This is a genomic window from Allobosea sp. P4_C6, assembly GCF_056402015.1.
Window position 1 is genome coordinate 62,886 of sequence record NZ_JBFUIF010000007.1, and the last position, 22,996, is coordinate 85,881.

A 22,996-nucleotide genomic window follows, 5' to 3' on the forward strand; every position below is an offset into this window, starting at 1 on the left:
CCGAGGACGTCCGACTATGGAGACGGTGCGTCAGCTCGCGAGCTATATCGCGGCCACCCGCCGGCCCTTGACGCCGGAGTTGCGGGAGGCGGCCTGCCGCAGCGTGCTCGACCTCGTCGCGGCTGCAGCCGCCGGCATCGGGGCGCCGGGTCCCCGCGCGGTTCGGCAAGCCGCCCGCGCGACGATGGCCGATGGCGCCCTTCCGGTCTGGTTCACCGGGCAGAGCTCGGGTCTTACCGGCGCGATCTGGTGCAATGCTTCGGCAGCGGCGGCCCTTGATCTCGACGACGGGCACCGGATCGCGCGCGGGCACCCCGGAGCCGCGATCATTCCAGCCGCCTTCGCCGCGGCTCAGGAGACGGCCGCAACCACGGACGAGCTGCTGCAGGCGATTGTCGTCGGCTACGAGGTTGGCGTCGCGGTCGGGGCCGCCCGGCGCTTCTATGCCAATACCGGCATGTGGTCGGGCTACGGCGTGGTCGCGGCCCTCGGCTTTCTGAGACACACCCCTGCGGAACAACTGGCGCACGCGCTCGCCATCAGCGGCATGAGCGCGCCGAACCAGCTTTATGCCGGGGCGGGTCCTGCCTTCCGCGCCCAGGAAGGCAGCGACGTCAAGGAGGGTATCGCCTGGTCGAGCGTCACGGCTGCGCACGCCGTGCTGCTGGCCGAAGCCGGGCATACCGGCCCGCTGACCTTGCTCGACAATCACGAGCATTTCCGGCTCGAAGGGCTGGCAGACGGGTTCGGCCGGCAACACTACATCATGCGCAACTATATGAAATTCCTTGCCTGCTGCCGGCATGTCCATGCCCCTGCCGATGCATTCCTCGGTCTTCTCGCGGAGAATCGCATCGACCCGCGCCGCATCGACTCCATCGACGTCGCCACCTATAGCGGCGCGCTGCGCCTGGCGAACCGGCCGCGCCCGCAGGGTTTCACGGACATCCAGTTCAGCATCCCGTATTGCCTCGGCCTGATCGCGATCGACGGGCCGGAGGCGCTCCTGCCGCTGACCGAGGCGGCGGTCGATCGGCCCGATATCGTCGCGCTGGCGGAAAAGGTTTCGCTGCACCTCGATCCCGAGCTCGACGCCCGTTTTCCGGCCGAGACGCTGTCCCGCGTCACCATAAGGGCCGAGGGCCGCGCATTCGTCTCTCCGGTTACGGCGCCGCGCGGGGAGGCCTCTGATCCCCCGTCATGGGCCGATCTCGAAGACAAGCTGGAGCGGGCCTGCCGCTTCGTCGCCGCGCCGGCACAGCGGCATGATGTGATCGCCGCGCTTCGCCGCCTGCGCGAGGGCGATCACGCGCCATTGCTGCAAGCCCTGGCGACGGTGAGGCTCACCCCGGCGTAAGGATCGTCCGCGATGTCTCCGCTGCTGCCTGTCGGGCGCCGTCAAGGAACGCCTCGACGAGCCGGGCATTGCGGCTGTCGCGGATGCGGCAGAGTTGGAAATCGAGCTGAACGGCGGGATCGAAGCTTCGGATCGCCACCTTGCCCCGCAAGCCCCCGATGGCGGAGGGATGAACCAGCGATATGCCGACGCCGGCGGAGACGAACTCGCAGAGCGTCGGCGAAATGCTCACGACCATGACGATATTCGGCGCGACACCGTGTGCGTCGAAGACCTGGCCGATACGCCGGGCCGTGAAGCTCTCCGGATCGAACGAGACGAAGGCGACGCCGTCGATATCGGCCGGGGTGATCACGCTCTTTTCCGTCAGCGGATGGTCGAGCGGCAGGATGCAGACGAGCGGATGGGCCATCAGCGGCTCGGCGACGATGTAGGGATTATCGATCGGCGCGACGGTGAATCCGACATCGAGCTTTCGGGTGACGAGCCCATCGGCGATCCATTGCGAACTGCGCGACTGCACCGAGCAGAACACCCCCGGCTGGCTGGCGAGAAAACGCGAGGTCGCCTGCTGGATAAAGGAGCCCGAGAGCGCCGGCATGACGCCGATCAGCAGCCGGCTCTGCTCGTCACGGCGGATCGCTTCCACCGCATTCTCCACCTGGCGCACCCCGGCAAAGATGCGGTCGATCTCCTCGTAGAGCCGCATGCCGCGCCGGGTCGCCGTCAGCCGCCCTTTCACCCGGTCGAACAGCTGCAGGCCCGTATCCGCTTCGAGATGGGCGATCAGCTTGCTCATCGCGGGCTGAGAGATGTTCATCATATCGGCGGCGCGGCTCACCGTGCCGTATTCGATGACCGCCTTGAAGGCCTCGATCTGCCGCAGGTTGAGCCGTCGGACCATTGCATAACCCTGCGGAATAGGAGGCCGATAAAAACGACTTTGACGAAATACAACATGGCTCCCTAACGTCGAAGCCGGCAAGGGAAAATCGCATGCGGCCCGACATCGTCGTCATCGGAGGAGGAACTGTCGGGGCAGCCATCGCCTACGGCCTCGCCAAGCGACGCCAGAACGTGTTGCTGCTCGATGGCGACGATGGCGACTTCCGCGCGGCGCGTGCGAATTTCGGCCTGGTCTGGCTGCAGGGCAAGGGGCTCGGCATGCCCGCCTACCAGGCCCTGACACGCCGGAGCATCGCGCTGTGGCGTTGCCTTTCCGATGCACTCCAGGCCGAGACCGGAACCGACCTGTCATACGAGCAGAATGGCGGCCTTGCCTTCTGTCTCGGCGAACAGGCCTTTGAAAAGCGGCGCCTCGATCTGCTGCGCCTGCACAACCAGCGCGGCGAAGGCGAGCCCGACTGGGAGATGCTCGACAGATCGGCGCTGGAGCGCCTGCTGCCCAAGGCGGGTTTGGGGCCGGAGGTGACGGGAGCGAGCTTCGGCCGGCACGACGGCCATGCCAATCCGTTGCGGCTTCTGGCGGCGCTGCATGGCGGGCTGACACGTCTTGGCGGTCGCATTCGCCACCGTTCACGCGTCGAGCGCATCGAACCGGCGGGCCCGGATTTCCGTCTCGTCCTGGAGGGCGAAACGTTGACGGCGCCACGCATCGTCATTGCCGCCGGGCTCGGCTCGGCGGAGCTCGGCCGGCAGGTCGGCCTCGATGTGCCTGTTCACCCCGAGCGCGGCCAGGTGCTCGTCACCGAGCGGCTCGCCCCCTTCCTGCCGCTGCCGGCGAGCGGCCTGCGCCAGACGGCGGAAGGCACGGTGATGATCGGCGCGACCAAGGATGAGGTGGGCCTCGATACTTCGACGACGGCAACGGCGGCTGCCGAGCTGAGCCGCAAAACCGTCAAGGTGGTCCCGGCGCTCGCGGCGGCGAGGCTCGTCCGCCAATGGGCAGGCTTGAGGATCATGACGCCCGACGGCTACCCGATCTATGCCCAATCACAGAGCCATCCCGGCGCCTTCATCGCGCTCTGCCATTCCGGCGTGACGCTCGCTGCCATCCACGCCGAGCTTCTGGCCCGGGCGATCATGGACGGCTCCTTGCCTGAGACCCTTTTTCCTTTTCACCAGAGACGCTTCGATGTTCCGCAAGCTGCATGATCCGGGGCCGGCCGCTGTCACGGTCTATGTCGACGGGCACCCTTTGCTGGCCGAGGCCGGGGAGAGCGTCGCCGCCCTGCTATTGCGTCAGCCAGAAGGCTGGAGCCGGACCACGCCGGTGTCGGAGAGCTCCCGCGCGCCCTACTGCATGATGGGCGTCTGCTTCGAATGCCTTGTCGAGGTCGATGGACAGGGCTCCGTGCAGGGCTGCCTGACGCCGGTCCAGGACGGCATGTCCGTCACGCGCCAGCAAGGACGCCGGAGCCTCTCGGCATGAGCGATGCCCACACCGACCTCCTCATCGTCGGCGCGGGGCCGGCGGGCATGGCCGCCGCCGTGACCGCACGCCGCCATGGCCTCTCGGTGCGCGTCATCGACGAGCAACCGGCGCCCGGCGGCCAGATCTGGCGCGCGATCGAGACCGTCGCTGCGACGCCGCGCCTGGCAAGGCTCGGTGACGCGTATCGTGCTGGCGTCGATCGCGCCGCCGCCTTCCGTGCCTGCGGCGCGCTCTACGAGGCGCAAAGCCAACTCTGGCAGATCGAACCGGGCTTTCGCGCCTTCCTGACGCGGGAAGGGCGGGCCCGCAGCGTGACTGCAGAGGCCGTCATCCTCGCCACCGGTGCGCAGGAACGCCCGGTGCCGTTCCCGGGCTGGACGCTGCCGGGCGTGCTGACGGTGGGCGCCGCGCAAATCCTGCTGAAAACGGCCGATTCCGTGCCCGAAAAGCCGGTCTGGATCGCTGGCTGCGGGCCGTTGCCCCTGCTCTACATGACGCAGCTTCTGGCCGCCGGCGGGCGGATCGCGGGCTTTCTCGATACCACGCCGCGCGGCCGGCTAGGTGCGGCGCTCCGGCATCTGCCGCAGGCGCTCGGACGCCTCGGCGACCTCGCCAAGGGCCTGTCCTGGTCGCTGGCGCTCAGGCGGGCCGGCTTTCCGATCATCCGCCATGTCACGGAGCTTCACGCCAAGGGCGCCGGTCATCTCGAACAGCTGCGCTACCGCACGGAGGACGGCATCGAACGCAGCGTCGCCGCCGAGGTGCTGCTCGTGCATGAAGGCATCGTGCCGAACATCCACGCGCCGCTCGCGCTCGGCTGTGCGGTCAGCTGGCATCCCGGCCAGTCCTGCTACATCCCGACCCTCGATGCCTGGGGCGAGACCTCGCAAGCGGGCGTCTTCGTCGCAGGCGACGGCGCGGGCATCGGCGGCGCCGAGGCGGCCGAGCCGCGCGGGCGGATCGCGGCACTGCGCGTCGCCGCCAAATTGGGAAGGCTCGGAGAAGATGCGGCGGCGGCAGCGGCACGCACGGAACGGGCGGTGCTTTCGCGTGCGCTCGCCCTGCGGCCCTTCCTCGATGCGCTCTACGCGCCGCGCCGGCAGGTCTTCGCCCCCGCCGACGAGACGCTGGTCTGCCGCTGCGAGGAGGTCACGGCGGGCGAGTTGCGCATCCTCGCCAAGCAGGGGCGCCCCGGCCCGAACCAGCTGAAGGCCTTCACCCGCGCCGGCATGGGCCCCTGTCAGGGGCGGCAATGCGGTTACACGATGGCGCATATCCTCGCCGCGGCTCAGAACCGGCCGGTCGAGGAGGTCGGGTTCTATCGTATCCGACCGCCCCTGAAGCCGGTGACGCTGGGCGAACTCGCCAGCCTCGACGAGCGGGAGCCGGCCGCATGACCGCCGAACCGGTCGATGTCGCGGTGGTGGGCGGCGGGTTGCACGGCCTGTCGGCCGCGCTGCATCTGGCTCGCGCCGGCCGGCGTGTCGTGGTGATCGAGCGGCGCTGGACGGGACGGCATGCATCGGGCGCCACCGCAGCCGGCGTGCGGACGCTCGGCCGCGACATCGCCGAGATCCCGATCTCGCTCGAAGCCATGGCGATGTGGCACCGGATCGCGGAGATCGTCGGCGACGACTGCGGCTTTCATGCGCACGGGCAGCTCCGCATCGCGGAACGGGAGGAGCACATGCCGGACCTGCTGCGGCGCGAGGCGAAGATGCACTCGCTCGGCTATGGCCACGAAGAAATGATCGATGCGAAGGAGCTTCGCCGTCTCGTGCCGGCGCTGAGTCCGCATTGCGTCGGGGCTCTGGTGGCGCGACGCGATGGCGCCGCCGATCCGCATCGGACCATCCTCGCCTTCCGCCGCGCCTGCCTCGCGGAAGGCGTCGTCATCGCCGAGGGCTGCGGCGTCGAGGCGCTCGACCGGCAGGGATCGGACTGGCTGCTCATCTGTGGCGAGCGCCGCTTCCGCGCTCCGGTCGTCGTCAACGCCGCGGGGGCCTGGGCCGCCCGGCTGGCGGCGCTGTTCGGCGACGGGATCGCGCTCGGCGTCCGCGCCTCGATGATGATGGTGACGGAACGCCTCGCGCCGCTGCTTGACCCGGTCGCCAGCGTGGTCGGCCGGGCGCTGTCATTCAAGCAGTCGGACCAGGGCACGCTGGTGATCGGGGGCGGCCTGCAGGGTGCGGCCGATCTCGACCTCGAACGCAGCACGGTGAACTTCAGCGAGCTCGCCAAGGGTGCGCGCGCCGCGAGCGACCTTTTCCCGGCGGTACGGGGCGTTCGCATCGCCCGCTGCTGGACGGGCATCGAGGCGCAGACATCAGACCATCTGCCGGTGATCGGCGCTTCGCCGAACGCGCCCGGGCTGTACCATGCCTTCGGCTTCTCGGGGCACGGCTTCCAACTCGTCCCGGTCGTCGGGGCCATCCTTGCCGAACTCGTCGTCGAGGGCCGGACCCGGCGCGAGATCACCGCCTTCGCTCCCCAGCGCCTGATGCAGGAAAGGGCCGCCGCATGACGAGCTTCGTTCTCAGGCGTCTCCTGCTCGCCATACCCACGCTCTTCGTGATGCTGACGGCGATATTCGTGCTCGTGCGGCTCGTACCGGGGGATGCGGCCTCCGTCATCCTCGGCGACCAGGCAAGCGCCGCATCGCTCGCGGCGCTGCGCGAAAAGCTCGGCCTCGACCAGCCGGTCCATCTCCAGTATCTCGCCTTCGTCGGCGACGTCCTCACCGGGGATCTCGGCCAGTCGCTCAGCAGCGGCCGCAGCGTCGTCCAGGAGGTCCTGCTCGTCCTGCCCTCGACGATCGAGCTGACGATCGCCGCCATCGCGATCGGCCTCGTCTTCGGCCTGCCGCTCGGTGTCGCGGCCGCGCTCAGCCGCAACGGCTGGGTCGACTATGTCGCGCGCGTCGTTTCGCTGGTCGGACTGTCCTTCCCGGCTTTCGTCTCCGGCATCCTGATGCTCATCATCTTCGCCATCCAGCTCGGTTGGTTCCCCGTGCTGGGCAATACCAGCGGTTCCGGCGACCTGACCGACAGGCTGCGTGCGTTGGCGCTGCCGGCCCTCAATCTCGGCATCATCATGACCGCCTATGTGATGCGCGTGACCCGCGCGGCGATGCTCGGCGTCCTGACCGAGGACTATATCCGGACGGCCCGAGCCAAGGGCGTGAGCCCCGGCCAACTCGTCGTGACGCATGCCCTGCGCAACAGCCTGATCCCGATCATCACGGTGGTCGGGCTCTATTTCGGCACGCTGATCGGCAATTCGGTGCTGACCGAGATCATCTTCAACCGGCCGGGGCTGGGCAAGCTGATCATCGGCGCGCTGAACTCCCGCGACTACACGCTGCTGCAGGGGCTGATGATCATCTTCGCCATCTGCGTGATCATCGTGAACACGGCGACGGACATGGCCTATGGCCTCGTCGATCCCAGGGTGAAATACACATGAGCGCCGTCACCAGCACGACCGTCGACCTGCGGCCGGGTGGCATATGGCTCGCCTTCAGCCAGAACAAGCTCGCCTGGATCGGCCTCGTCCTTCTCGCCTTCATCGTCTTCGTGGCGGCCTTTGCGCCCTGGCTTGCGCCTTACGATCCGCTGGAGCAGAACATCGTCGCGCGGCTCGAGCCGCCATCGGCCGAATTCTGGCTCGGGACCGATTCCTACGGCCGCGACGTGCTCTCGCGCCTGATCTACGGCGCCCGCATCTCGCTCTTCGTCGGCTTCGTCGCGATCCTCATCGCCATGCTGATCGGCACCGCGATCGGCGTGGCCGCCGGCTATATCGGCGGAATCTTCGACCAGCTCGTGATGGGCGTGCTCGACGTGTTGCTCGCCTTCCCGACCTTGCTGCTCGGCCTGATGATCGCGGCGATGCTGGGCGCCAGCCTTGAGAACCTGATAATCGCGATCGCCGTCACGGAGATCGCGCCTTTCGCTCGCGTCGCCCGCGCGCCGACGATTACGCTGCGCCAGCGCGATTTCGTCGAGGCCAGCCGCTCCTATGGCTGCGGGCCGTTCCGGATCATGACCCGGCACATCCTGCCCAACATGCTTTCGGACGTGGTGGTGATGAGCTCGCTCTGGCTGGCATCCGCGATCCGGACCGAGGCCTCGCTGAGCTTCATCGGGCTCGGCGTGCCGCCCCCCGCCGCGACCTGGGGCAGCATGATTCGCGAGGGCTTCGAGAACATCCTCGACGCCTGGTGGCTCGCGGTTTTCCCGAGTCTCGCGATCCTCGCGACGGTGCTGGCGCTCAACCTGCTCGGCGATGCCCTGCGCGATGCATCCGATCCACGCATGCGGTCCAGGTGACAAGATCGTGGGTGCCATCGGCATCGGTTCGCCGATCTACAAGATGGACAATTCCGTCATCGGCAGCATCTGCATCACGGTGCCGCAGGTTCGCTTCGACGCCGGGAAGGAAGAACAACTGTCTGCGCTGGTGCGCAAACAAGCGGAGCTGCTCAGCCGTGCGCTGGGCTATCAAGGCTTATACCCGGGCAAGTAACGTATTCATGAATGACGGCTTTTCCGATCGTCTTGTGCATGCGGTGCGCAACTGCGCGATCGACGATGCCGCGACTCGCGCACTGGTGACGCGCTCCATATCTGACACCATCTGCGTCGCCGCGCCGGGATTCCTGGAGCCTGTCACGCGCCATGCGCTATCGGCCTATGCCGGCAGCGGTGCGACGACATGGTCGGGCGAGCCGTGCGAAAGCATCGAAGCCGCGGTGATGATCAATGCCATCGCGGCGCACGCGCTCGATTTCGACGACGTGTATATCGACGGCATGGCGCATGCCAGCACCGTCATCGTGCCCGCGGTGGTCACGGATGGACCGCGAAGCAACAATACGGACGAGGTCATCGCATCGTTCGGCGCCGGGCTGATTGCGGCGCATGCGGTCGCTCGGCGTCTGGGGCAGGGGCATTACAACAAGGGATGGCATGGCACCGGAACCGTTGGGGCGTTTGCCGCAACGGCCGCTGTCGGGCGTCTTCATCGGCTGTCGCATGAACAGATGACCGCGGCCTTTGCCCTCTGTGCATCGATGTCGGGCGGGCTCCGGGTCAATTTCGGAACGCAGGCCAAGCCCGCTCATGCCGGTTTCGCGGCCGTTGCCGGGCTCCGCGCGGTGCGCCTCGCCATGGCCGGAATCACTGGTGCGCCGGACGTGTTCGGCGCGCAAGGCTACTTCGATCTCTATGGCGGCAATGACGGCACGCTGACGCCGAGCGATGACAGCTTCATCGCGCAGCCCGGCAGGGTCTCGATCAAATTATATCCGTGCTGCTACGCGGCGCATCGCATGATCGGCGTTGCGCTCGATGCGCGCGCCGCTCTTGCCTCCAGTGGGACCGAGATAACAAAGCTGCGGTTCGTTCTGACGGCGCCGGCGGAAAGTTTCGACGCCCTCAAATATGATCGCCCCACATCGGCGCTCGAAGCCAAATTCTCGGCGCCATTCAACATTGCCCTTGCCTTGCTGGAAGGCGTTCCCACCTTGCAGCACTATTCGAGGGAAGCGACGCAACGGCGTGACATCGCGATACTGATGGATCGTATCGAAATCGTCGTGGACGCTTCGCAACCCAGTGGCGGCGATATCGAATTGGAAAGGTTATCCTGGACGTACGCGACGGCGCCCGCAGTCTGCATCGAATCGAGCGGGCGGCCATTCCCGGCTCGCCGAACGATCCGCCGTCGACCGACGCGCTCGGTCGGAAGCTGCAGGGATGTCTGGCGGGCTATCGTGAGGCGACCAAGAAGTCTTTTCACGCTATCGAGCAGCTGCGCCGGCTGGGCGTCGATCATTGGCTGAGAATGGACATGCAGCCGGTCCGGTCGGTCTCGCCGGACCCGGATCGTCGCGATGCCGGTCCGAGATAGGCGCCCGCGCTCGACGATCGTTTGAAGCGTGCGGTATCATCGAGTGCGGACTCGTCAGATCGAGCCCGTTCGTGGCAGGGTTCACCCCGAAGCACGCAGCCCACCCGGAGCGGACGTGAATCTCCGCCAACTCAAGTACTTCGTCCGCGTGATCGAAACCGCCAACATGACGCGCGCGGCGGAGGAACTTCGGATCGCGCAACCGGCTTTGGGCATGCAGATCAAGCAGCTCGAGGAAGGCCTCGGCGTTACATTGCTGACGCGTCACTCGCGCGGCGTTTCGCCCACTGCCGCCGGCGAGAAACTGTTCCAGCGCGCCGTCGAGATCCTCGACCTCGTCGAGCTTGCGCGCCKGGAGGCACGCGACGACGCGCATGAAGCTGTCCGGTTCGGCCTCACTCCGAGCCTGATGCAGATCATCGGTCCGGAACTGTTGCTGCGGATATCGGAGTGCGCCCCTCGACTGGCCGTCAGCCTTACCGAAGAGATGAGCCACCTCCTGGTGGACAATCTGCATCGCGCCGAGCTCGACCTGGTCCTGGCTTACGAGGTGCCGGAAGCGGCCGGCTTCTGGAAGCGAGCCCTCTATCAGGAAGACCTCGTGCTCGTCACGGCGACGGGATACCCGGACGAGGCGCCCATCACCTTCGCAGAGGCTCTCGCGTACCCGCTTATTCTGCCGGAACTGCGCGATGGCGTACGCTCACTCGTCGAGAAGACCTCCGGCGAACACGGGCTCTGCATCAGGCTGGAGCATGAGGTTCGTTCGATCTCCGGCATCAAGACGCTGGTCGCCCGCGGGTCCGGCGCCGGCATCCTGCCTTACGGGACCGTGCTCGCCGAAGTCGCCGCCGGGACGCTATTCGCACGGCCCATCGTGGCGCCGGTTCTCAGGCGCACGCTTTACCTCGCGGGTTCCCGCAAGGCGGGGCAACTCGCCTCGCTCCCGATCATCCGCGAGGCCGTCGGTGCGGCGATGACGACCCTTTCCGCGGCGATGGCCGGATTGGGGCACCCCTTATCCGCTGCCGAGCCACAGCAAAACGCTTAGCGCTGACCTAAGCGCTTCACATTGGATTTTCCCCGGCGGAATGGATGATCCTGCCTCGACGGCGCAGATGCGCGCATTTGTCGAGGTCATCTCATGCTGTCGAACGCGCCCGTTCATGCTGGCGAGCCTCCGCTCCGACAGGGCTCCCCGGAGCTTGATGCGATCGTCGCCGACCTCGTCCTCGCGAGCCGCATTCTTGCTCATGAAGGGATCATCGACAGCTTCGGACATGTCTCGGCGCGCCACCCCCATCGCGCGGACCATTATCTGATGCCGAGAACCCGGGCAGCCGAACTGGTCACCGTCGAAGATATCCTCGTCTTCGACCTGGAGGACGCCCTCGTTTCAGTGACGGATGCCCGCATCTTCGCCGAACGCAGCATCCATGGCGCGATCTACCGCGCGCGTCCTGACGTGCTCGCGGTCTGCCACCACCACGCGCCGGCGATAATGCCGTTCTGCACCAGCGATGCGGAGCTCGTCCCGGTCTTCCATCTCGGCGCGACCATGGGTGCGACGGTGCCCCTCTGGGACAGCCAAAGCGAGTTCGGCGATACGAACCTGATCGTCTCGACACATGCGCAGGGGGATTCGCTCGCTCGCGCTCTGGGCGACAACTGGACCGTCCTGATGCGCGGCCACGGCGCCACCGTCGCAGGCCGGTCGATCCGGGAGCTCACCTTCCGGTCGATCTATGGCGCCCGCAACGCCGATGTGCAGCTGAAGGCGGCCCAGATCGGCACGATTCGCCGATTGACGGCCGCAGAGGCGCTGTCCGCCGCCGAATTCAACCTGACGCCCTTCGCCATGGACCGCGCCTGGGAACAATGGACCCGGCATGTCCATGCCGCCGACCGTTCTTGATCACCGCCTCAACGACAACGAACAACTGGATGGGAGGTCAACATGTCCGGGCAGATGTCTCGCCGTGCCTTTCTGGCTCTTGCCGGCGCGGGTTCCTTCATCCTGCCGGGCCTGGCTCAGAGCCAGCCGGTCTATCCCGCCAAGCAGATCCTGCTGGTCGTGCCCTATCCCGCCGGAGGCGCTGTCGACCTTGCGGCGCGGTTGGTCGCGGAAAAAACTGCGTCTCGATTTCGGCCAGTCGATCGTCGTCGAGAACCGGCCCGGCGCCAACGGCATGGTGGGAGCGGCAGCCGTGGCGCGGGCACAGCCTGACGGCTATACGCTGCTGATGGCGCCGCGGGAGGTGTTCGGGATCAATCCGATCCTGATGCCGCAGCAGGCGATCGATGGGAAGCGCGATTTCGCCTATATCGGCGTCGTTGCTACGGGCCCCTACGTTCTCGTCGTCAATCCCGGGCTCGGCGTGAACAGTTTCGCGGAGCTGGCTGCGCTCGCGAAGCAGCGCGAACTCGCCTATGCCAGCTTCGGCAAGGGCAGCATGGCCCACCTCAACATCGAGGCGCTGGCGCGGCGGCTTGGCGTCAAGATGGTCCATGTGCCCTATCGCGGGGCGCCGCCAGCCGTCACCGCGGTCGCGACGGGCGAAGTCGCCTTGACCATCACCACGCCGCCGGCCGCGATCTCCCTGATGCAGGATGGGAAGTTGAAGGCGATTGCGGTCGGTAGCGACCGCCGTCTGCCCCAGATGAACGACGTGCCGACGATGGCGGAACTCGGCCTCGCCGACGACCCCCTGATCCCGAATTTCTTCGGTCTCGTCGCCCCGGCCGGGACCCCTGCGCCGATCGTCGAGCGGCTGAATGCGGCTGCCGCGAAAGCGATCACCGCTCCCGAAATCGCGGCCAAGCTCGAAGCCAGCGGCCTCGTTCCCGCGCCCGGCTCGCCTTCGGACATGGCGCGTCTCGTCAACGCGGACGTCGAGCGCTTCGGTCGGCTGATCCGGGAACTGGATATCAAGGTCTCAGAGTAAGCCCCTGCGCTCGCAGGAAGCGGCGGCTCCCATCAAAGCCGCATGCCGCCATCCACCGCGATCTCGGCGCCGTTGATATAGCTTCCCTTTGGAGAGCAGAGCAGCAGCGCCAGACCTGCGCAATCATCGGGGAGGCCGATCCGGCCGAGCGGGATGCGTGCGAGAGCCTGCTCCTCGCGGCCGGGCTGAGCCAGGATCGAGCGATTGCGATCGGTGCGGATGGCGCCGGGCTGGATGACGTTGAAGGTGATGTCCCCGGCTCGCGTGGTCCGGGCGAGGTTCAGGATCATGTTCGTCTGCGCGGCCTTGGTGGCGGCGTAATAAAGGCAGTCGGCGTTGGCGCGCGCCTCCTGCACGGAGCCGATCGCGATGACGCGGCCAAAACCGCCGGCTTGCATTGCGGGGAGAAAGGCTTTCAGGAGCCGCGCCGTCGCGTGCAGATTGGACCTCGCTCTGCACTGCCAGAGCCTCGTCGCTCAATTCGGCAAGCGTCTGGCGGATCTCGACCGAGGCGCAGAGCACGAGGATGTCGGGCGCGAGCGCCTGCCTATCGAGTTCGGCGTGCATCCGGCCGATGGCGTCCGGCTGGGCGAGATCGGCGATGAGCGGTGTCGCCTGTCCGCCGCTGCCAAGGCGACGGGGGACCGCATCGGCCTCTTCGTCGCGATCGTGGATGACGATATGCGCGCCCGCGCCGGCCAGGGCCGTCGCGATGGCGAGGCCGATCCCGCGCGCCGCGCCGGTAACCAGCGCGACGCGTCCCGAAAGTGCGCCCGTCATCAGCCGAGCAGCGGCTTCACACGGGCGGTCGCATCGTCCATCGCCTGCTGCGCCGGCTTGCGGCCGAGCACCGCGGCCTGCGTCTCCTCGATGAAGATGTCGTGAGCGCGTGCCTGTTCGTCGAACGCCGGGAGATGGATGCGCGAGGCCTTGAGCGCTGCGGCCTCGTCGGCGGCATAGGGCATCGCCGCCTTCAGCTTCTCGTCGGCATAGGTCGAGATGCGCACGGGGCCGTTGCCGTTCAACGCCATCGCGGTCGTGCCGGCCTTGGAGGAGAGCGCGCGGATGAACTCCCAGCTCAGCGGTTTCTGCTTGGCGTTCTTCGGGATCATCAGCGACCAGAACTCGACCGTCGGCGCGAAGGCGACCTTGCCGGCGAGATCGGCCGCCATCGGCGGCAGCAGCGATTTGAAGCGCCCGCCATACTTGCCCTTGGACGGGTCGTTATAGGTGACGAGCCGGGCGAAGGGGTTGATCGTCATCGCGGCCCGGCCCTGCTGCATCCAGGTCGTGATTTCCTCGTTGTTCACGGTGGCGAAGTTCCGCGGCAGCACGCCGGCCTTGTAGAAATCGGCGAGCAAAGAGAGCGTCTTCACCATCGGCGGCTCGGCCGCGACGATCTTGCCGTCCGATGTCATGTAGTCGCCGCCGAGGCAGCGGGCGAGGGTGAGGAAGTTCGAGGCGAAGACGGCGGTGAAGGCGAGGCCGTAGACCTGCGTGCCGTCCTCGCGCTTGAAGGTGAGCTTGCGGGCGAGCTCCGTCAGCTCCTCGAAATTCGTCGGCAGCTTGGTGACGCCGCGCTCCTCCAGCAACGCTTCGTTGTAGATCAGCGCGTTCGTCGCATGGCGCACCGGGATGCCGTGCAAGGCATCGCCGACCTTGAGCGGCCCGATGAGACCGGGCGCGAAATCGTCGAAAGCCTCGATCGGCGCCTGCTCCATCAGCGCGTCGAGCGGCTCGAAGAGCTGGAGATTGCGGGGCACAGCGCGGCCATTGACGAGATAGGCGACGTCGATCGAGGTCTCCGACAACGAGGCTTCGCGCAGCAGCCGCTCATGCACGGCGTTGACGTCGCCGAAGGTCGCCCAGTTCACATCGGCGCCATTGGCTTTGCGGAAGCCCTCGGTCGCGTCACCGCCGGGGCCCGTCGTCGCCGCCGTCTGGTGGACGCGATGGCCGAGCGCCGTCAGCGTCTTTGCCTGGGCGAGGGCGCCTTTCGGCAGAAGTGCCGAAGTGGCGGCGGCACCAGCGAGAGCGCCGAACCGGCGGCGCGAGATCCGAAACGTCATCGATGTCCTCCGGGATTGTGTCTCCGGCGCCGTTACCGCGCCGTATTCTCGATCGTTCAGGCCGGCAGCAGCGGCTGCACGCGCTTGACCAGAGAGGCCATCGCCTCCTCCGGCGTCTTCATGCCGAGCACGGCGGCCTCCGCCTCTTCCTTGAAGAAGTCGCCGGCCCGTGCCGCCTCGTCGAAGGCCGGCAGGGGCACGCGCGCCACCTTCAGCACCTTCAGCTCCTCGGCGGCGTAGGGCACCGTTCCGGCGAAGCTCTGGTCGGCATAGGTCGAGGCGCGCACCGGCCCGTTGCCGTTGAGGGCGGCCTTCAGCGTCGCATCCTTGGCGGTCATCGCCTTGATGAAGCTCCAGGCGAGATCCTTGCGCTTGGCATTCTTCGGGATGACCATGCCCCAGAACTCGACCTTCGCGGGGGCGGCATCGTATTTGCCGGCGAGCGTCTTCGAAGCGGGAACCGCGATCGTCTTGATCTTGCCGGGGAATTTCGACTTCTGCGGATCGTTGTAGATGCGGTTGCGACCCATGCTCTGCAGGCTCATCGCTGCCCGGCCCTGCTGCATCCAGACATTCACGTCCTCGGGCGAAAGCGTCGCGAAATTGCGCGGGAAAGCGTTGGCCTGGAAGAGTTCACGCAAGATGCGCACCGCGTTCAGCATCGGCGGCTGGTCTGCGACGCATTTGAAGTCGGGCGTGATGAAGTCGCCGTCCCAGGCGCGGGCGAGGTCGATCACGTTGGGATAGGTGACGCCCGGCGTGCAGAGACCGACGACCTGCGTGCCGTCGGCGCGGCGATAGCTGCAGGCCTTGGCGATCTCGATCATCTCCTCGATCGTCGCCGGGGGCTTGGAGAAGCCCTTCTCGGCCAGGATCTCCTCATTGTAGTGCAGGCCGGAGGAGGCATGGCGGAAGGGGATGGCGAGCTGCTTGCCGCCGACCTTCATGCCTTCCATCAGGCCGGGGAAAATGTCGGCGATGTCCTCGACCGGGTCCTTCTTCAGATACTCGTCGAGCGGCTCGAACAGCGTCGCCGCGCGGGGCACGACCTGCGTGTTGACGACGAAGCCGACATCGACCGAGGTCTCGCCGAGGCTGGCTTCGCGGAACAGCCGCTCCTGCAGAGGGCCGGTGTCGAAGGTCGTCCATTGGACGGTGACGCCGTTCTTCTGCGCCCAGTCCTTGGTGATGTCGCCGCCCTGCGCGCCGGTCGCGACCGTCTGCATGACGCGATGAGTGAAGACGTTGAACGGGCCGCTTTGCGCGCGAGCCTGCCCGGCGCCGAGCCCGGCGAAGCTCAAGCCCAGAATGCCCGCCCCGAACTGCCTACGGTCGAGCGTGGTCCTCTGGCTCATGGTGATCCTCCCTGTGGTTCGCGAGTTCCGCGATGGCGGCTTCTGCCGCTTCGAAATGCTTGTTCATGGCGGCGAAAGCCCCGGCCGCATCGCCAGCCCGGATCGCATCGACGACCCGGACATGGCGCGCAAAGGTGCGCTGCCAGTCCTCGGGGCCACGGGCCTCGCGCGAATTGAAGATCTCCATCACCTCGCGGATCACCGGCCTCAGGCCCCGGATCTGGAAGTCGAGCAGGCGGTTGCCGGACGAGGCGGCGACGGCTTCGTGGAAATCGAGATCGGCCTCGATCCAGCGCGGCACGTTGCCGAGCGCATCTTCCATCCGGGCGAGGATGAGGTCGAGCTTCTCGAGGTCCTCGGCCGAGCGCCGCTCGGCGCTATGGGCCGCGGTCGGCGGCTCGAGGATACGGCGCAGCTCCACCGCCTCGGTCAGCCCATTGCTGCGGCCACGCACGGCGAAGCGGTAGAAGCGGTCGAGCGGAGCGGCATCGAGCGCTCGCACGCGGGTTGGCTTGCCCTGCTGAATGTGGACGACGCCCATCGCGGCGAGCTGGCGAATGGCTTCGCGCGCGATCGGCTTGCTGACGCCGAAGGAAGCGGCGATCCGCGCTTCCGAAGGCAGGAAGTCGCCCGGCTTCAGCCGTCCGTCATGGATCGCCTGGGTGATGCGCTGGATCACCGCATCGCCGAGGCGCATCGGCACGACATCGCCGCCCGCGAAGGGGTCTTCGTCGTCCAGCACCGATCGGGCGATATCGCTCATCAAATTCCTCCGGTAGTGATCATTGACAGATGCCGCGTTCCTTGGCAACTGTTCAACCTATCAGATAAGATGATGTCCTTCAGGGAGGACGCCGCCTCATGTCGGCCGGCCGCATATCGAAGATCGTCGTGCATCCGCTGCGTGCGACGCTGCCCAAGGTTCAGCGGACGTCGCAGGGCGACTATCCCGCGATCGAGCTGGTCGTCGTCGAGGTCGAGACCGAGGACGGCATCGTCGGCTTCGGCGAAGGGCTGTGCCGCCGCGGTGCGGCCGGCTATGCGCGCTTCATCGAGGAGGCGTTGGTTCCGCGACTGCTCGGACGCGACGCGGCCGATCGCAGGGCGCTCTGGAAAGCGATGCGTGCCGCGCTGTCGGGGCGCCCCGGCGGCCAGATCGTCGAGGCGATCGCGGCGGTCGACATCGCGCTCTGGGACATCGCCGGAAAGCAGGCTGGGCAGCCGATCCACAAGCTGCTCGGCGGCATGGGGCGCACGGAGGTCGCCGCCTATGCCTCCTCGATCAACTGGCTCGACGATGCGACGGTCGAGGCCGAGGTGGCGGCCGTGCTCAGGGCCGGCTTCCGCGAGATCAAGGTCAAGCTCGGCCATCCGCTCAGGGATGCGGTGGCGCGGGCGAAGCTGGTCCGCAGGCTCGCCGGCGACGACATCGCGCTCTATGTCGACGCGAACTGGGCTTATGACGTCGACGACGCCATGATCGTCGGCCGCGCGCTTGCCGATCTCGGCTACGGCTTCTTCGAGGAACCGATCGCTCCCCATGATCGCGACGGCTATCGCCGCCTCGCCCAGCACCTGCCGATCCGGCTCGCTGCCGGCGAGAGCGACTTCGTTGCGGGCGAAGCGCTGGTCATGCTGCAAGATCGCTCGCTCGGACTGATCCAGCCCGACGTGACGCGCTCCGGCGGCATCACCGAGACCTGGCGCATCGCCGAGCTGGCAGCGACCTTCAACACGGCTTACGCGCCGCATGTCGGCTGGTCGGGCGCGATCTGCGTGGCTGCGAGCCTGCAACTGGCAGCGGCGGCCGAGAGCTTCCGCACCTTCGAATGCATGGTCTATGAGAACCCGCTGCGCGACGCGTTCACGCAGCCTATCGTCGGCGAAGGCTCGCAATTGGTCGACGGCAAGCTCGCCGTCCCGCAGGGACCGGGCCTCGGCATCGAGATCGATCGCGAGGCGCTGAAGCGCTTCAGGATCGCGTGAGGCCGGGGATGCGACTCTCCCTACCTTTCGTCCATTGCGCTCATGAACCTCCGTGTCATCCCGGACAAGCCGCGCAGCGGCGCCGATCCGGGATCCATCGGAGGCCTCTGCTCCCTACGATGGATCCCGGGTCTGCGCTTCGCTTGCCCGGGATGACGGCGCGAACTGGTGAGACGTTGCGAGGACGACTATGACCACGCGCACGCCTCTCTCCGCCATCGCGCTCGTCACTCCGGTCCAGTTGATGATCGGCGGCATCATCTTCCTGCCGGCGATCTATGTGTTCTGGCTGAGCCTCAACCAGTCGACCTTCGGCCAGCAGGCGAGCTTCGTCGGCCTCGCCAACTACGCAAAGGTGCTGAGCGATCCCTATTTCTGGAAGGCGCTGCTCAATACGGTGATCGTCGTCGCCGTGGTCGTGCATGTCGAACTCCTGATCGGGCTCGGCATGGCGCTGTTCTTCGCCTCCGGCGTGCCGGCCCGCGCCCTGCTGCTCGCCATCGTGCTCGCGCCCTATGCGGTGAGCGAGGTCTCGGCTGTGGTGATGTGGCGCTATCTCTTCGAGCCCGATGTCGGGATGATGAGCCGGCTCCTGGCCTCCATCGGATTGCCGCCGATCGAATGGGCGGTGAATCCGAGCCACGGCCTCGCCATGGTCAGCCTGCTCTCGGTCTGGCTGCACCTGCCCTTCTCGTTCATCATCCTCTACGCGGCCCGGCTCTCGATCCCGACCGATCTCTATGAGGCGGCTGCCATCGACGGGGCTTCGGCCTGGACGTCCTTCCGCCGGATAACGTTGCCGCTCCTGATGCCGGCGCTGCTTATCGCCGCGCTGTTCCGCTACATCTTCGCCTTCCGCCTGTTTTCCGAAGTCTGGCTGATGACGGGCGGCGGGCCGGCGCGCTCCACCGAGGTGATGGCGGTCTACCTCTACCTCGAGGCCTTCCGCTACAACGCCTTCGGGCCGGCGGCCGCCACCGGCTGGCTACTCGTCCTCGCCTCGCTCCTGCTCGCGCTGTTCTATCTCCGCCGGCTCTACAAGGAGATGTTCGCTCGTGCGTAAGCTCTCCTTGCCCACGCTTCTGCGTCACCTCCTGAAGCTCGTCGGTGTCCTGGCGGTCGTTGCCTGGTCGCTCATCCCGATCGGTCTGATCGCGATGTCGTCCTTCAAGGCCGACCGCGACATCTTCTCGACCACCGGCACCTTTTCCTTCGCACCGACGCTGGCGAATTATCAGGCGCTGTGGAGCCGCTGGGGCGATTTCTTCTTCGGCCTCTGGAACAGCTTTCTGGTCACGGTGGGGGCGACCGTGCTGGCGGTCGGCGTCTCCCTGCTTGCCGGCTTCGCCTATTCGCGCTTTGCCTCGCGCGGGCTTCAAGCCTCGGCCTTCTTCCTGATCTTCATCCGCCTGATCCCGCCGATCGTGATCACGCTGCCGCTCTTTCCGGTGGTGAATTGGCTGGGACTCAACGACACGCATTTCGTGCTGATCGTGCTCTACGCCACCTTCTTCGTCTCGCTGGGCACGGTGGTGATGCGCACCTTCATCGACCAGATCCCGCGCGAGCTCGACGAGGCCGCGATGATGGATGGCGCCTCGCAGATGCAGATCATCACCCGCGTCATCCTGCCGATGGCGGCGCAGGGCATGCTGGCGGTCTCGGTCTTCGTCATCGTCTACGCCTGGAACGAGTTCCTCTTCGCCTTCATCTTCACGACCACCAAGGCCAAGACCGCGCCGCTGGTGATCTCCGAGATGATCGGCGCCGTCGAAGGCGTCGAATGGGGCGTGCTCTTCGCGGCCTCCACCGTGCAGCTCGTGCCGGTGCTCGCCTTCGTCATCCTCATGCAGAAGCATCTCGTGGCGGGTCTCACCGCCGGCGCAGTGAAGGGGTAAAGCCCAATGATCGCTCCCAACTCCCAGCTCGACGACATGCGCCGCGCCATCCGCGAGGCGGACCCACAGCTCAGCCGCTTCGACCCGCTGCCGCGCATCATCTGCCTCGACGATTTCGACCGCGGCATGTGCGGCTGGACGCAGCTCGTCGGCAATTACGAGGACACGCTGGATGCGATGCTGCCGGGCTATGCCCAGCACAGCCACGCCATGCTCTCGACCCTGCCGAACTGGGATTTCGGCTCGCATGGCGGCGTCGACGGCTCCTATGCGCTGAAGATCGCGACGCGGCCGAAGAAGGGCGCGCAGAATGTCGCGATCAAGCGGCTGACCTTCCGCAAGGCCGGGCCGATCCGACTCGAGACCTATTTCACCTTCAAGCCCGAAGCGACCGATCTGCAGCTCTCGGAGACCGATATCCGCTCCTTCGGCTTCCTCTACGATCTCCAGATCGGCGACAGCTCAGGGCCCGGCGACCGTGTGATGCCGCATCTGCGCTTCCTCAATGCGCAGGACGGCCAGCATATCCAGCGCTGGCAGTTCAAACGGAAGACGACGCCGATCAAGCCGATCGGCACCGCCGGCAAGACGATCACCCATTACCATCTCGCGCCGGATGACTGGGAGGATCTCCCGGGCGGCGAGCAGCGGCTCTGCTACAACGAGATCCCAACCAAGGTGAACTGGCACTATCTGCGCTTCGATTTCGATCTGGCTTCGATGCAGGCGACGCGCTTCCAGGTAAACGACCGCGTCTTCGACATGAGCAGCTATGACTGCATCCGCATCCCCGCGATGAAGAACCTGTGGTGCATGCTGAACCTCGGCTTCTTCGCCGAGACCGACACCGACAAGCGCGCCTTCGCCTATCTCGACTCCGTCTGCCTATCGGGGGATTTCTGATGCTGCCCGAGAACCTGACCGCGGTCGTCGCCCGCAACGAAACCTGGACCGGGCAGAGCGCGAGCGAGCCCTATGAGGCCGGCTGGGCGAAGGAGGCGATCGTCTTCGTGCGCGCACTCAAGGAGCCGAAAGGCGAACTGCCCAAGGCGCGCATCGAGATCTCCGCCGACGGCATGCATTGGTGCGCGGAGGGTTCCGAGTTCGCGCTGCCTGCGGCCAAGGACGCCGTCACATTTCAGCGCCTCGCCCATTTCGGCAATTTCCTGCGAGTGGCCGCGACGCTGCAGGATGGCTCCGAGATCACCGTGCTCGTGACATTCCATCTGAAAGCCTGAACGCCGGCAGCTCCTTGCCGAAGCGTCCATTTGCCGGGCAGGTCACGTCCTCCTGACAGGCCTGCGCGCCCGGCGGGATTAGACGAAGGCGATCGCTGGAAACGGGTGGTGCAAAACCAGCCCCCGCGTCAGGATGACGGCCCAGCGAAGGAGCAAGCCATGGCGCGTGAGGCAGGTCAAATCCATATCGGCATCGGCGGCTGGGTGTTCGAGCCGTGGCGTGGCGCTTTCTATCCCGATGGCCTGCCGCAGAAGCGCGAGCTCGAATATGCGGCGGGCAAGCTGACCTCGATCGAGATCAACGGCACCTATTACGGGTCGCAGAAGCCGGAGAGCTTCGCCCGATGGCGCGAGGAGACGCCGGAAAATTTCGTCTTCGCGCTCAAAGGCTCGCGCTTCTGCACGAACCGGCGCGTGCTGGCCGAAGCCGGGCCGTCGGTCGAGAAATTCCTGACCAGCGGGCTGACCGAGCTCAAACAGAAGCTCGGTCCGATCAACTGGCAGTTCATGCCGACGAAGAAATTCGATCCCGAGGATTTCGAGGCCTTCCTCAAGCTGCTGCCGAAGAAGCTCGATGGCATCGCCCTGCGCCACGCGGTCGAGGTTCGGCATGACAGCTTCCGCTCGCCGGATTTCGTCGCGCTCCTGCGCGAATATGGCGTAGCGGCCATCACCTCGGCCGATGCCGACTACACCCAGATCGCCGATGTGACGGCGCCCTTCGTCTATGCGCGGATCATGGGGACGAAGGAAGCCGAGCCGAAGGGCTATTCCGAGTCCGGTCTCGACCGCTGGGCCAAGGCTGCGCATGTCTGGGCGGAGGGCGGCGTGCCGGATGGGCTCGAAGCAGTGGGAGCCGCGGCGCCAAAGCAGAAGCGCGACGTCTTCCTCTATGTCATCAGCGGCGACAAGGTGCGCAATCCCGCTGCCGCGATGGAGCTGATTGCGCGGACGGAGGGCTGAGCCCTACTCCGCCGCCGCTGCCTCCAGCACGGCCTCCTGGCAGACATCCACCCATTCGGCCTGCGTCAGCTCTGCCATGCGCTGCGGCGCGATGCGCAGCGCGCTATGCGTCGAGCCGGCCGCCGGCACGACGATGTCGAAAGCGCGCAGCGAGATGTCGCAATAGATCTTGAGCGGCGTGGCGAGCCCGAAGGGGCAGACGCCGCCGACCGGATGGCCGGTCAGCGCCTCGACTTCATCGGGGCCGAGCATGCGCGGCTTGCCGCCGAGGGCGGCTTTCGCCTTCTTGTTGTCGAGTCGGGCATTGCCACGGGTAACGACGAGAACGACGTCCTCGCCGATGCGCAGCGAGAGCGTCTTGGCGATCTGCCCGGGCTCGACGCCATGGGCGGCGGCGGCCAGCGGCACGGTCGCGCTGCTCTCCTGCGTGACGATGACGGCGATGTCGGGAGCGTGCTGGGCGAAGAAGGCGCGGACGGAATCGAGGCTCATCGGACAATTCGGGAGGTCAGCCACAGGATCAGCAGGCTGGCGATCGCCGGCACGCCGAAGACGACGAGGAAGATCGGCGCTTCCTCCATCACGGTATAGCCCGCGCGGCTGACGCCGATCCAGAGGTTGATCAGCGCGCCGGCGAACCAGAGCGGCAGGAAGAGCCTGACGGCGAAGGGGATCGGCCGCCCGGCCGAGATGGAAAGACGCGGTGCCGCGACGAGCAGGATGCCAAGCAAGGCGAAACCGATGCCGATGACCTTGGCGGTGTGCATGTCCCGGGCCTCGTCAGCTCGCAGCGAGGCCGCTCTTCAGGCGGCCACCAGCATCAGGAACGCGGTTGCGCACAGAGCCGGATCGACCCTGAAACCGCCGGCCGGACTGC

General features: G+C 66.7%; 25 protein-coding genes and 1 pseudogene. 18 read left to right on the forward strand and 8 right to left on the reverse strand.

Translation table 11 applies throughout. The annotated features are described in order from the left end of the window. The first annotated feature begins 16 nt into the window (after nt 1-16). Nucleotides 17-1,357, forward strand: coding sequence for an MmgE/PrpD family protein (locus AC1DVA_RS07005; RefSeq protein ID WP_476805473.1), 1,341 nt, complete (start codon nt 17-19; stop codon nt 1,355-1,357). Here the strand turns inward: AC1DVA_RS07005 and AC1DVA_RS07010 are convergent. Then, the gene (locus AC1DVA_RS07010; protein ID WP_476805474.1) at nt 1,344-2,261 is read right to left on the reverse strand and encodes a LysR substrate-binding domain-containing protein; all 918 of its coding nucleotides are present in this window, start codon (nt 2,259-2,261) and stop codon (nt 1,344-1,346) included. The two genes, AC1DVA_RS07005 and AC1DVA_RS07010, sit on opposite strands and share 14 nt — an antisense overlap. Before the next feature lie 92 nt (nt 2,262-2,353). Here AC1DVA_RS07010 and AC1DVA_RS07015 point away from each other — a divergent pair, with 92 nt between their 5' ends. The 11 genes from AC1DVA_RS07015 (at nt 2,354) to AC1DVA_RS07065 (ending at nt 12,610) form a co-directional block, all read left to right on the forward strand. Next, nucleotides 2,354-3,472, forward strand: coding sequence for an NAD(P)/FAD-dependent oxidoreductase (locus AC1DVA_RS07015; protein WP_265050775.1), 1,119 nt, complete (start codon nt 2,354-2,356; stop codon nt 3,470-3,472). Continuing rightward, nucleotides 3,453-3,749: a (2Fe-2S)-binding protein gene (locus tag AC1DVA_RS07020; protein WP_265050774.1), complete on the forward strand. Its 297-nt coding sequence runs from the start codon at nt 3,453-3,455 to the stop codon at nt 3,747-3,749. Before AC1DVA_RS07015 ends, AC1DVA_RS07020 begins: the two co-directional genes overlap by 20 nt. After that, the gene (locus tag AC1DVA_RS07025; RefSeq protein ID WP_265050773.1) at nt 3,746-5,149 is read left to right on the forward strand and encodes an FAD/NAD(P)-dependent oxidoreductase; all 1,404 of its coding nucleotides are present in this window, start codon (nt 3,746-3,748) and stop codon (nt 5,147-5,149) included. Before AC1DVA_RS07020 ends, AC1DVA_RS07025 begins: the two co-directional genes overlap by 4 nt. After that, nucleotides 5,146-6,276 carry an NAD(P)/FAD-dependent oxidoreductase gene (locus AC1DVA_RS07030; protein ID WP_265050772.1) on the forward strand — a complete coding sequence of 377 codons (1,131 nt, stop codon included), beginning with the start codon at nt 5,146-5,148 and terminating at the stop codon, nt 6,274-6,276. Before AC1DVA_RS07025 ends, AC1DVA_RS07030 begins: the two co-directional genes overlap by 4 nt. Next, nucleotides 6,273-7,217 carry an ABC transporter permease gene (locus tag AC1DVA_RS07035; RefSeq protein WP_476805475.1) on the forward strand — a complete coding sequence of 315 codons (945 nt, stop codon included), beginning with the start codon at nt 6,273-6,275 and terminating at the stop codon, nt 7,215-7,217. Before AC1DVA_RS07030 ends, AC1DVA_RS07035 begins: the two co-directional genes overlap by 4 nt. Beyond that, complete coding sequence (locus AC1DVA_RS07040) at nt 7,214-8,083, forward strand: ABC transporter permease (protein ID WP_476805476.1); 870 nt, start codon at nt 7,214-7,216, stop codon at nt 8,081-8,083. Before AC1DVA_RS07035 ends, AC1DVA_RS07040 begins: the two co-directional genes overlap by 4 nt. A gap of 7 nt (nt 8,084-8,090) precedes the next feature. After that, nucleotides 8,091-8,279, forward strand: coding sequence for an IclR family transcriptional regulator domain-containing protein (locus tag AC1DVA_RS07045; protein ID WP_476805477.1), 189 nt, complete (start codon nt 8,091-8,093; stop codon nt 8,277-8,279). Next, nucleotides 8,242-9,597 carry an MmgE/PrpD family protein gene (locus AC1DVA_RS07050; protein ID WP_476805478.1) on the forward strand — a complete coding sequence of 452 codons (1,356 nt, stop codon included), beginning with the start codon at nt 8,242-8,244 and terminating at the stop codon, nt 9,595-9,597. Before AC1DVA_RS07045 ends, AC1DVA_RS07050 begins: the two co-directional genes overlap by 38 nt. A gap of 183 nt (nt 9,598-9,780) precedes the next feature. After that, entirely contained in the window at nt 9,781-10,716 is a 936-nt protein-coding gene (locus tag AC1DVA_RS07055; protein ID WP_476805479.1) for a LysR family transcriptional regulator, read from the forward strand. 93 nt (nt 10,717-10,809) lie between these two features. Next, nucleotides 10,810-11,580, forward strand: a complete 771-nt coding sequence (locus tag AC1DVA_RS07060) for a class II aldolase/adducin family protein (protein ID WP_476805480.1) — start codon at nt 10,810-10,812, stop codon at nt 11,578-11,580. Between the two features lie 190 nt (nt 11,581-11,770). Continuing rightward, nucleotides 11,771-12,610, forward strand: a complete 840-nt coding sequence (locus AC1DVA_RS07065; protein ID WP_476805481.1) for a Bug family tripartite tricarboxylate transporter substrate binding protein — start codon at nt 11,771-11,773, stop codon at nt 12,608-12,610. A 32-nt stretch (nt 12,611-12,642) separates the two neighbouring features. On the opposite strand, the gene AC1DVA_RS07070 is transcribed toward AC1DVA_RS07065, so the two are convergent. From AC1DVA_RS07070 to AC1DVA_RS07090, 5 genes and pseudogenes are all read right to left on the reverse strand, one after another. Continuing rightward, nucleotides 12,643-13,008: an SDR family NAD(P)-dependent oxidoreductase gene (locus AC1DVA_RS07070; RefSeq protein ID WP_476805482.1), complete on the reverse strand. Its 366-nt coding sequence runs from the start codon at nt 13,006-13,008 to the stop codon at nt 12,643-12,645. A gap of 118 nt (nt 13,009-13,126) precedes the next feature. Then, nucleotides 13,127-13,390: pseudogene (locus AC1DVA_RS07075) on the reverse strand (SDR family NAD(P)-dependent oxidoreductase); the annotation flags it as partial. After that, on the reverse strand, nt 13,390-14,679 hold the full coding sequence (locus AC1DVA_RS07080; RefSeq protein ID WP_476805483.1) for an ABC transporter substrate-binding protein: 1,290 nt from the start codon (nt 14,677-14,679) through the stop codon (nt 13,390-13,392). The gene AC1DVA_RS07080 and the pseudogene AC1DVA_RS07075, both read right to left, overlap by 1 nt. 56 nt (nt 14,680-14,735) lie before the next feature. Continuing rightward, nucleotides 14,736-16,034, reverse strand: coding sequence for an ABC transporter substrate-binding protein (locus AC1DVA_RS07085; protein WP_476805484.1), 1,299 nt, complete (start codon nt 16,032-16,034; stop codon nt 14,736-14,738). Beyond that, a complete protein-coding gene (locus AC1DVA_RS07090) occupies nt 16,006-16,797 on the reverse strand; it encodes a FadR/GntR family transcriptional regulator (RefSeq protein WP_476805485.1) in 792 nt (263 codons plus the stop codon). The genes AC1DVA_RS07085 and AC1DVA_RS07090 overlap by 29 nt, the downstream gene beginning before the upstream one ends. A gap of 98 nt (nt 16,798-16,895) precedes the next feature. Between AC1DVA_RS07090 and AC1DVA_RS07095 the strand changes: the two genes are divergently transcribed. The 6 genes from AC1DVA_RS07095 to AC1DVA_RS07120 all read left to right on the forward strand — a co-directional run bounded on the left by AC1DVA_RS07095 (nt 16,896) and on the right by AC1DVA_RS07120 (nt 22,119). Beyond that, entirely contained in the window at nt 16,896-18,020 is a 1,125-nt protein-coding gene (locus AC1DVA_RS07095) for a mandelate racemase/muconate lactonizing enzyme family protein (RefSeq protein WP_476805486.1), read from the forward strand. A gap of 190 nt (nt 18,021-18,210) precedes the next feature. Beyond that, on the forward strand, nt 18,211-19,083 hold the full coding sequence (locus AC1DVA_RS07100) for a carbohydrate ABC transporter permease (protein ID WP_265050761.1): 873 nt from the start codon (nt 18,211-18,213) through the stop codon (nt 19,081-19,083). Next, nucleotides 19,076-19,918, forward strand: a complete 843-nt coding sequence (locus AC1DVA_RS07105) for a carbohydrate ABC transporter permease (RefSeq protein WP_265050760.1) — start codon at nt 19,076-19,078, stop codon at nt 19,916-19,918. The genes AC1DVA_RS07100 and AC1DVA_RS07105 overlap by 8 nt, the downstream gene beginning before the upstream one ends. A gap of 6 nt (nt 19,919-19,924) precedes the next feature. Next, nucleotides 19,925-20,821, forward strand: coding sequence for a DUF6772 family protein (locus AC1DVA_RS07110; RefSeq protein WP_476805487.1), 897 nt, complete (start codon nt 19,925-19,927; stop codon nt 20,819-20,821). After that, nucleotides 20,821-21,156, forward strand: a complete 336-nt coding sequence (locus AC1DVA_RS07115) for a hypothetical protein (RefSeq protein WP_265050759.1) — start codon at nt 20,821-20,823, stop codon at nt 21,154-21,156. Before AC1DVA_RS07110 ends, AC1DVA_RS07115 begins: the two co-directional genes overlap by 1 nt. Before the next feature lie 159 nt (nt 21,157-21,315). After that, on the forward strand, nt 21,316-22,119 hold the full coding sequence (locus tag AC1DVA_RS07120) for a DUF72 domain-containing protein (protein ID WP_265050758.1): 804 nt from the start codon (nt 21,316-21,318) through the stop codon (nt 22,117-22,119). Nucleotides 22,120-22,122: 3 nt separating this feature from the next. On the opposite strand, the gene AC1DVA_RS07125 is transcribed toward AC1DVA_RS07120, so the two are convergent. Further along, nucleotides 22,123-22,611 (reverse strand): YbaK/EbsC family protein, encoded by a 489-nt coding sequence (locus AC1DVA_RS07125; RefSeq protein ID WP_265050757.1) that lies wholly within the window; start codon nt 22,609-22,611, stop codon nt 22,123-22,125. After that, nucleotides 22,608-22,886 (reverse strand): hypothetical protein, encoded by a 279-nt coding sequence (locus AC1DVA_RS07130; RefSeq protein WP_265050756.1) that lies wholly within the window; start codon nt 22,884-22,886, stop codon nt 22,608-22,610. Before AC1DVA_RS07130 ends, AC1DVA_RS07125 begins: the two co-directional genes overlap by 4 nt. Nucleotides 22,887-22,996 lie beyond the last annotated feature (110 nt).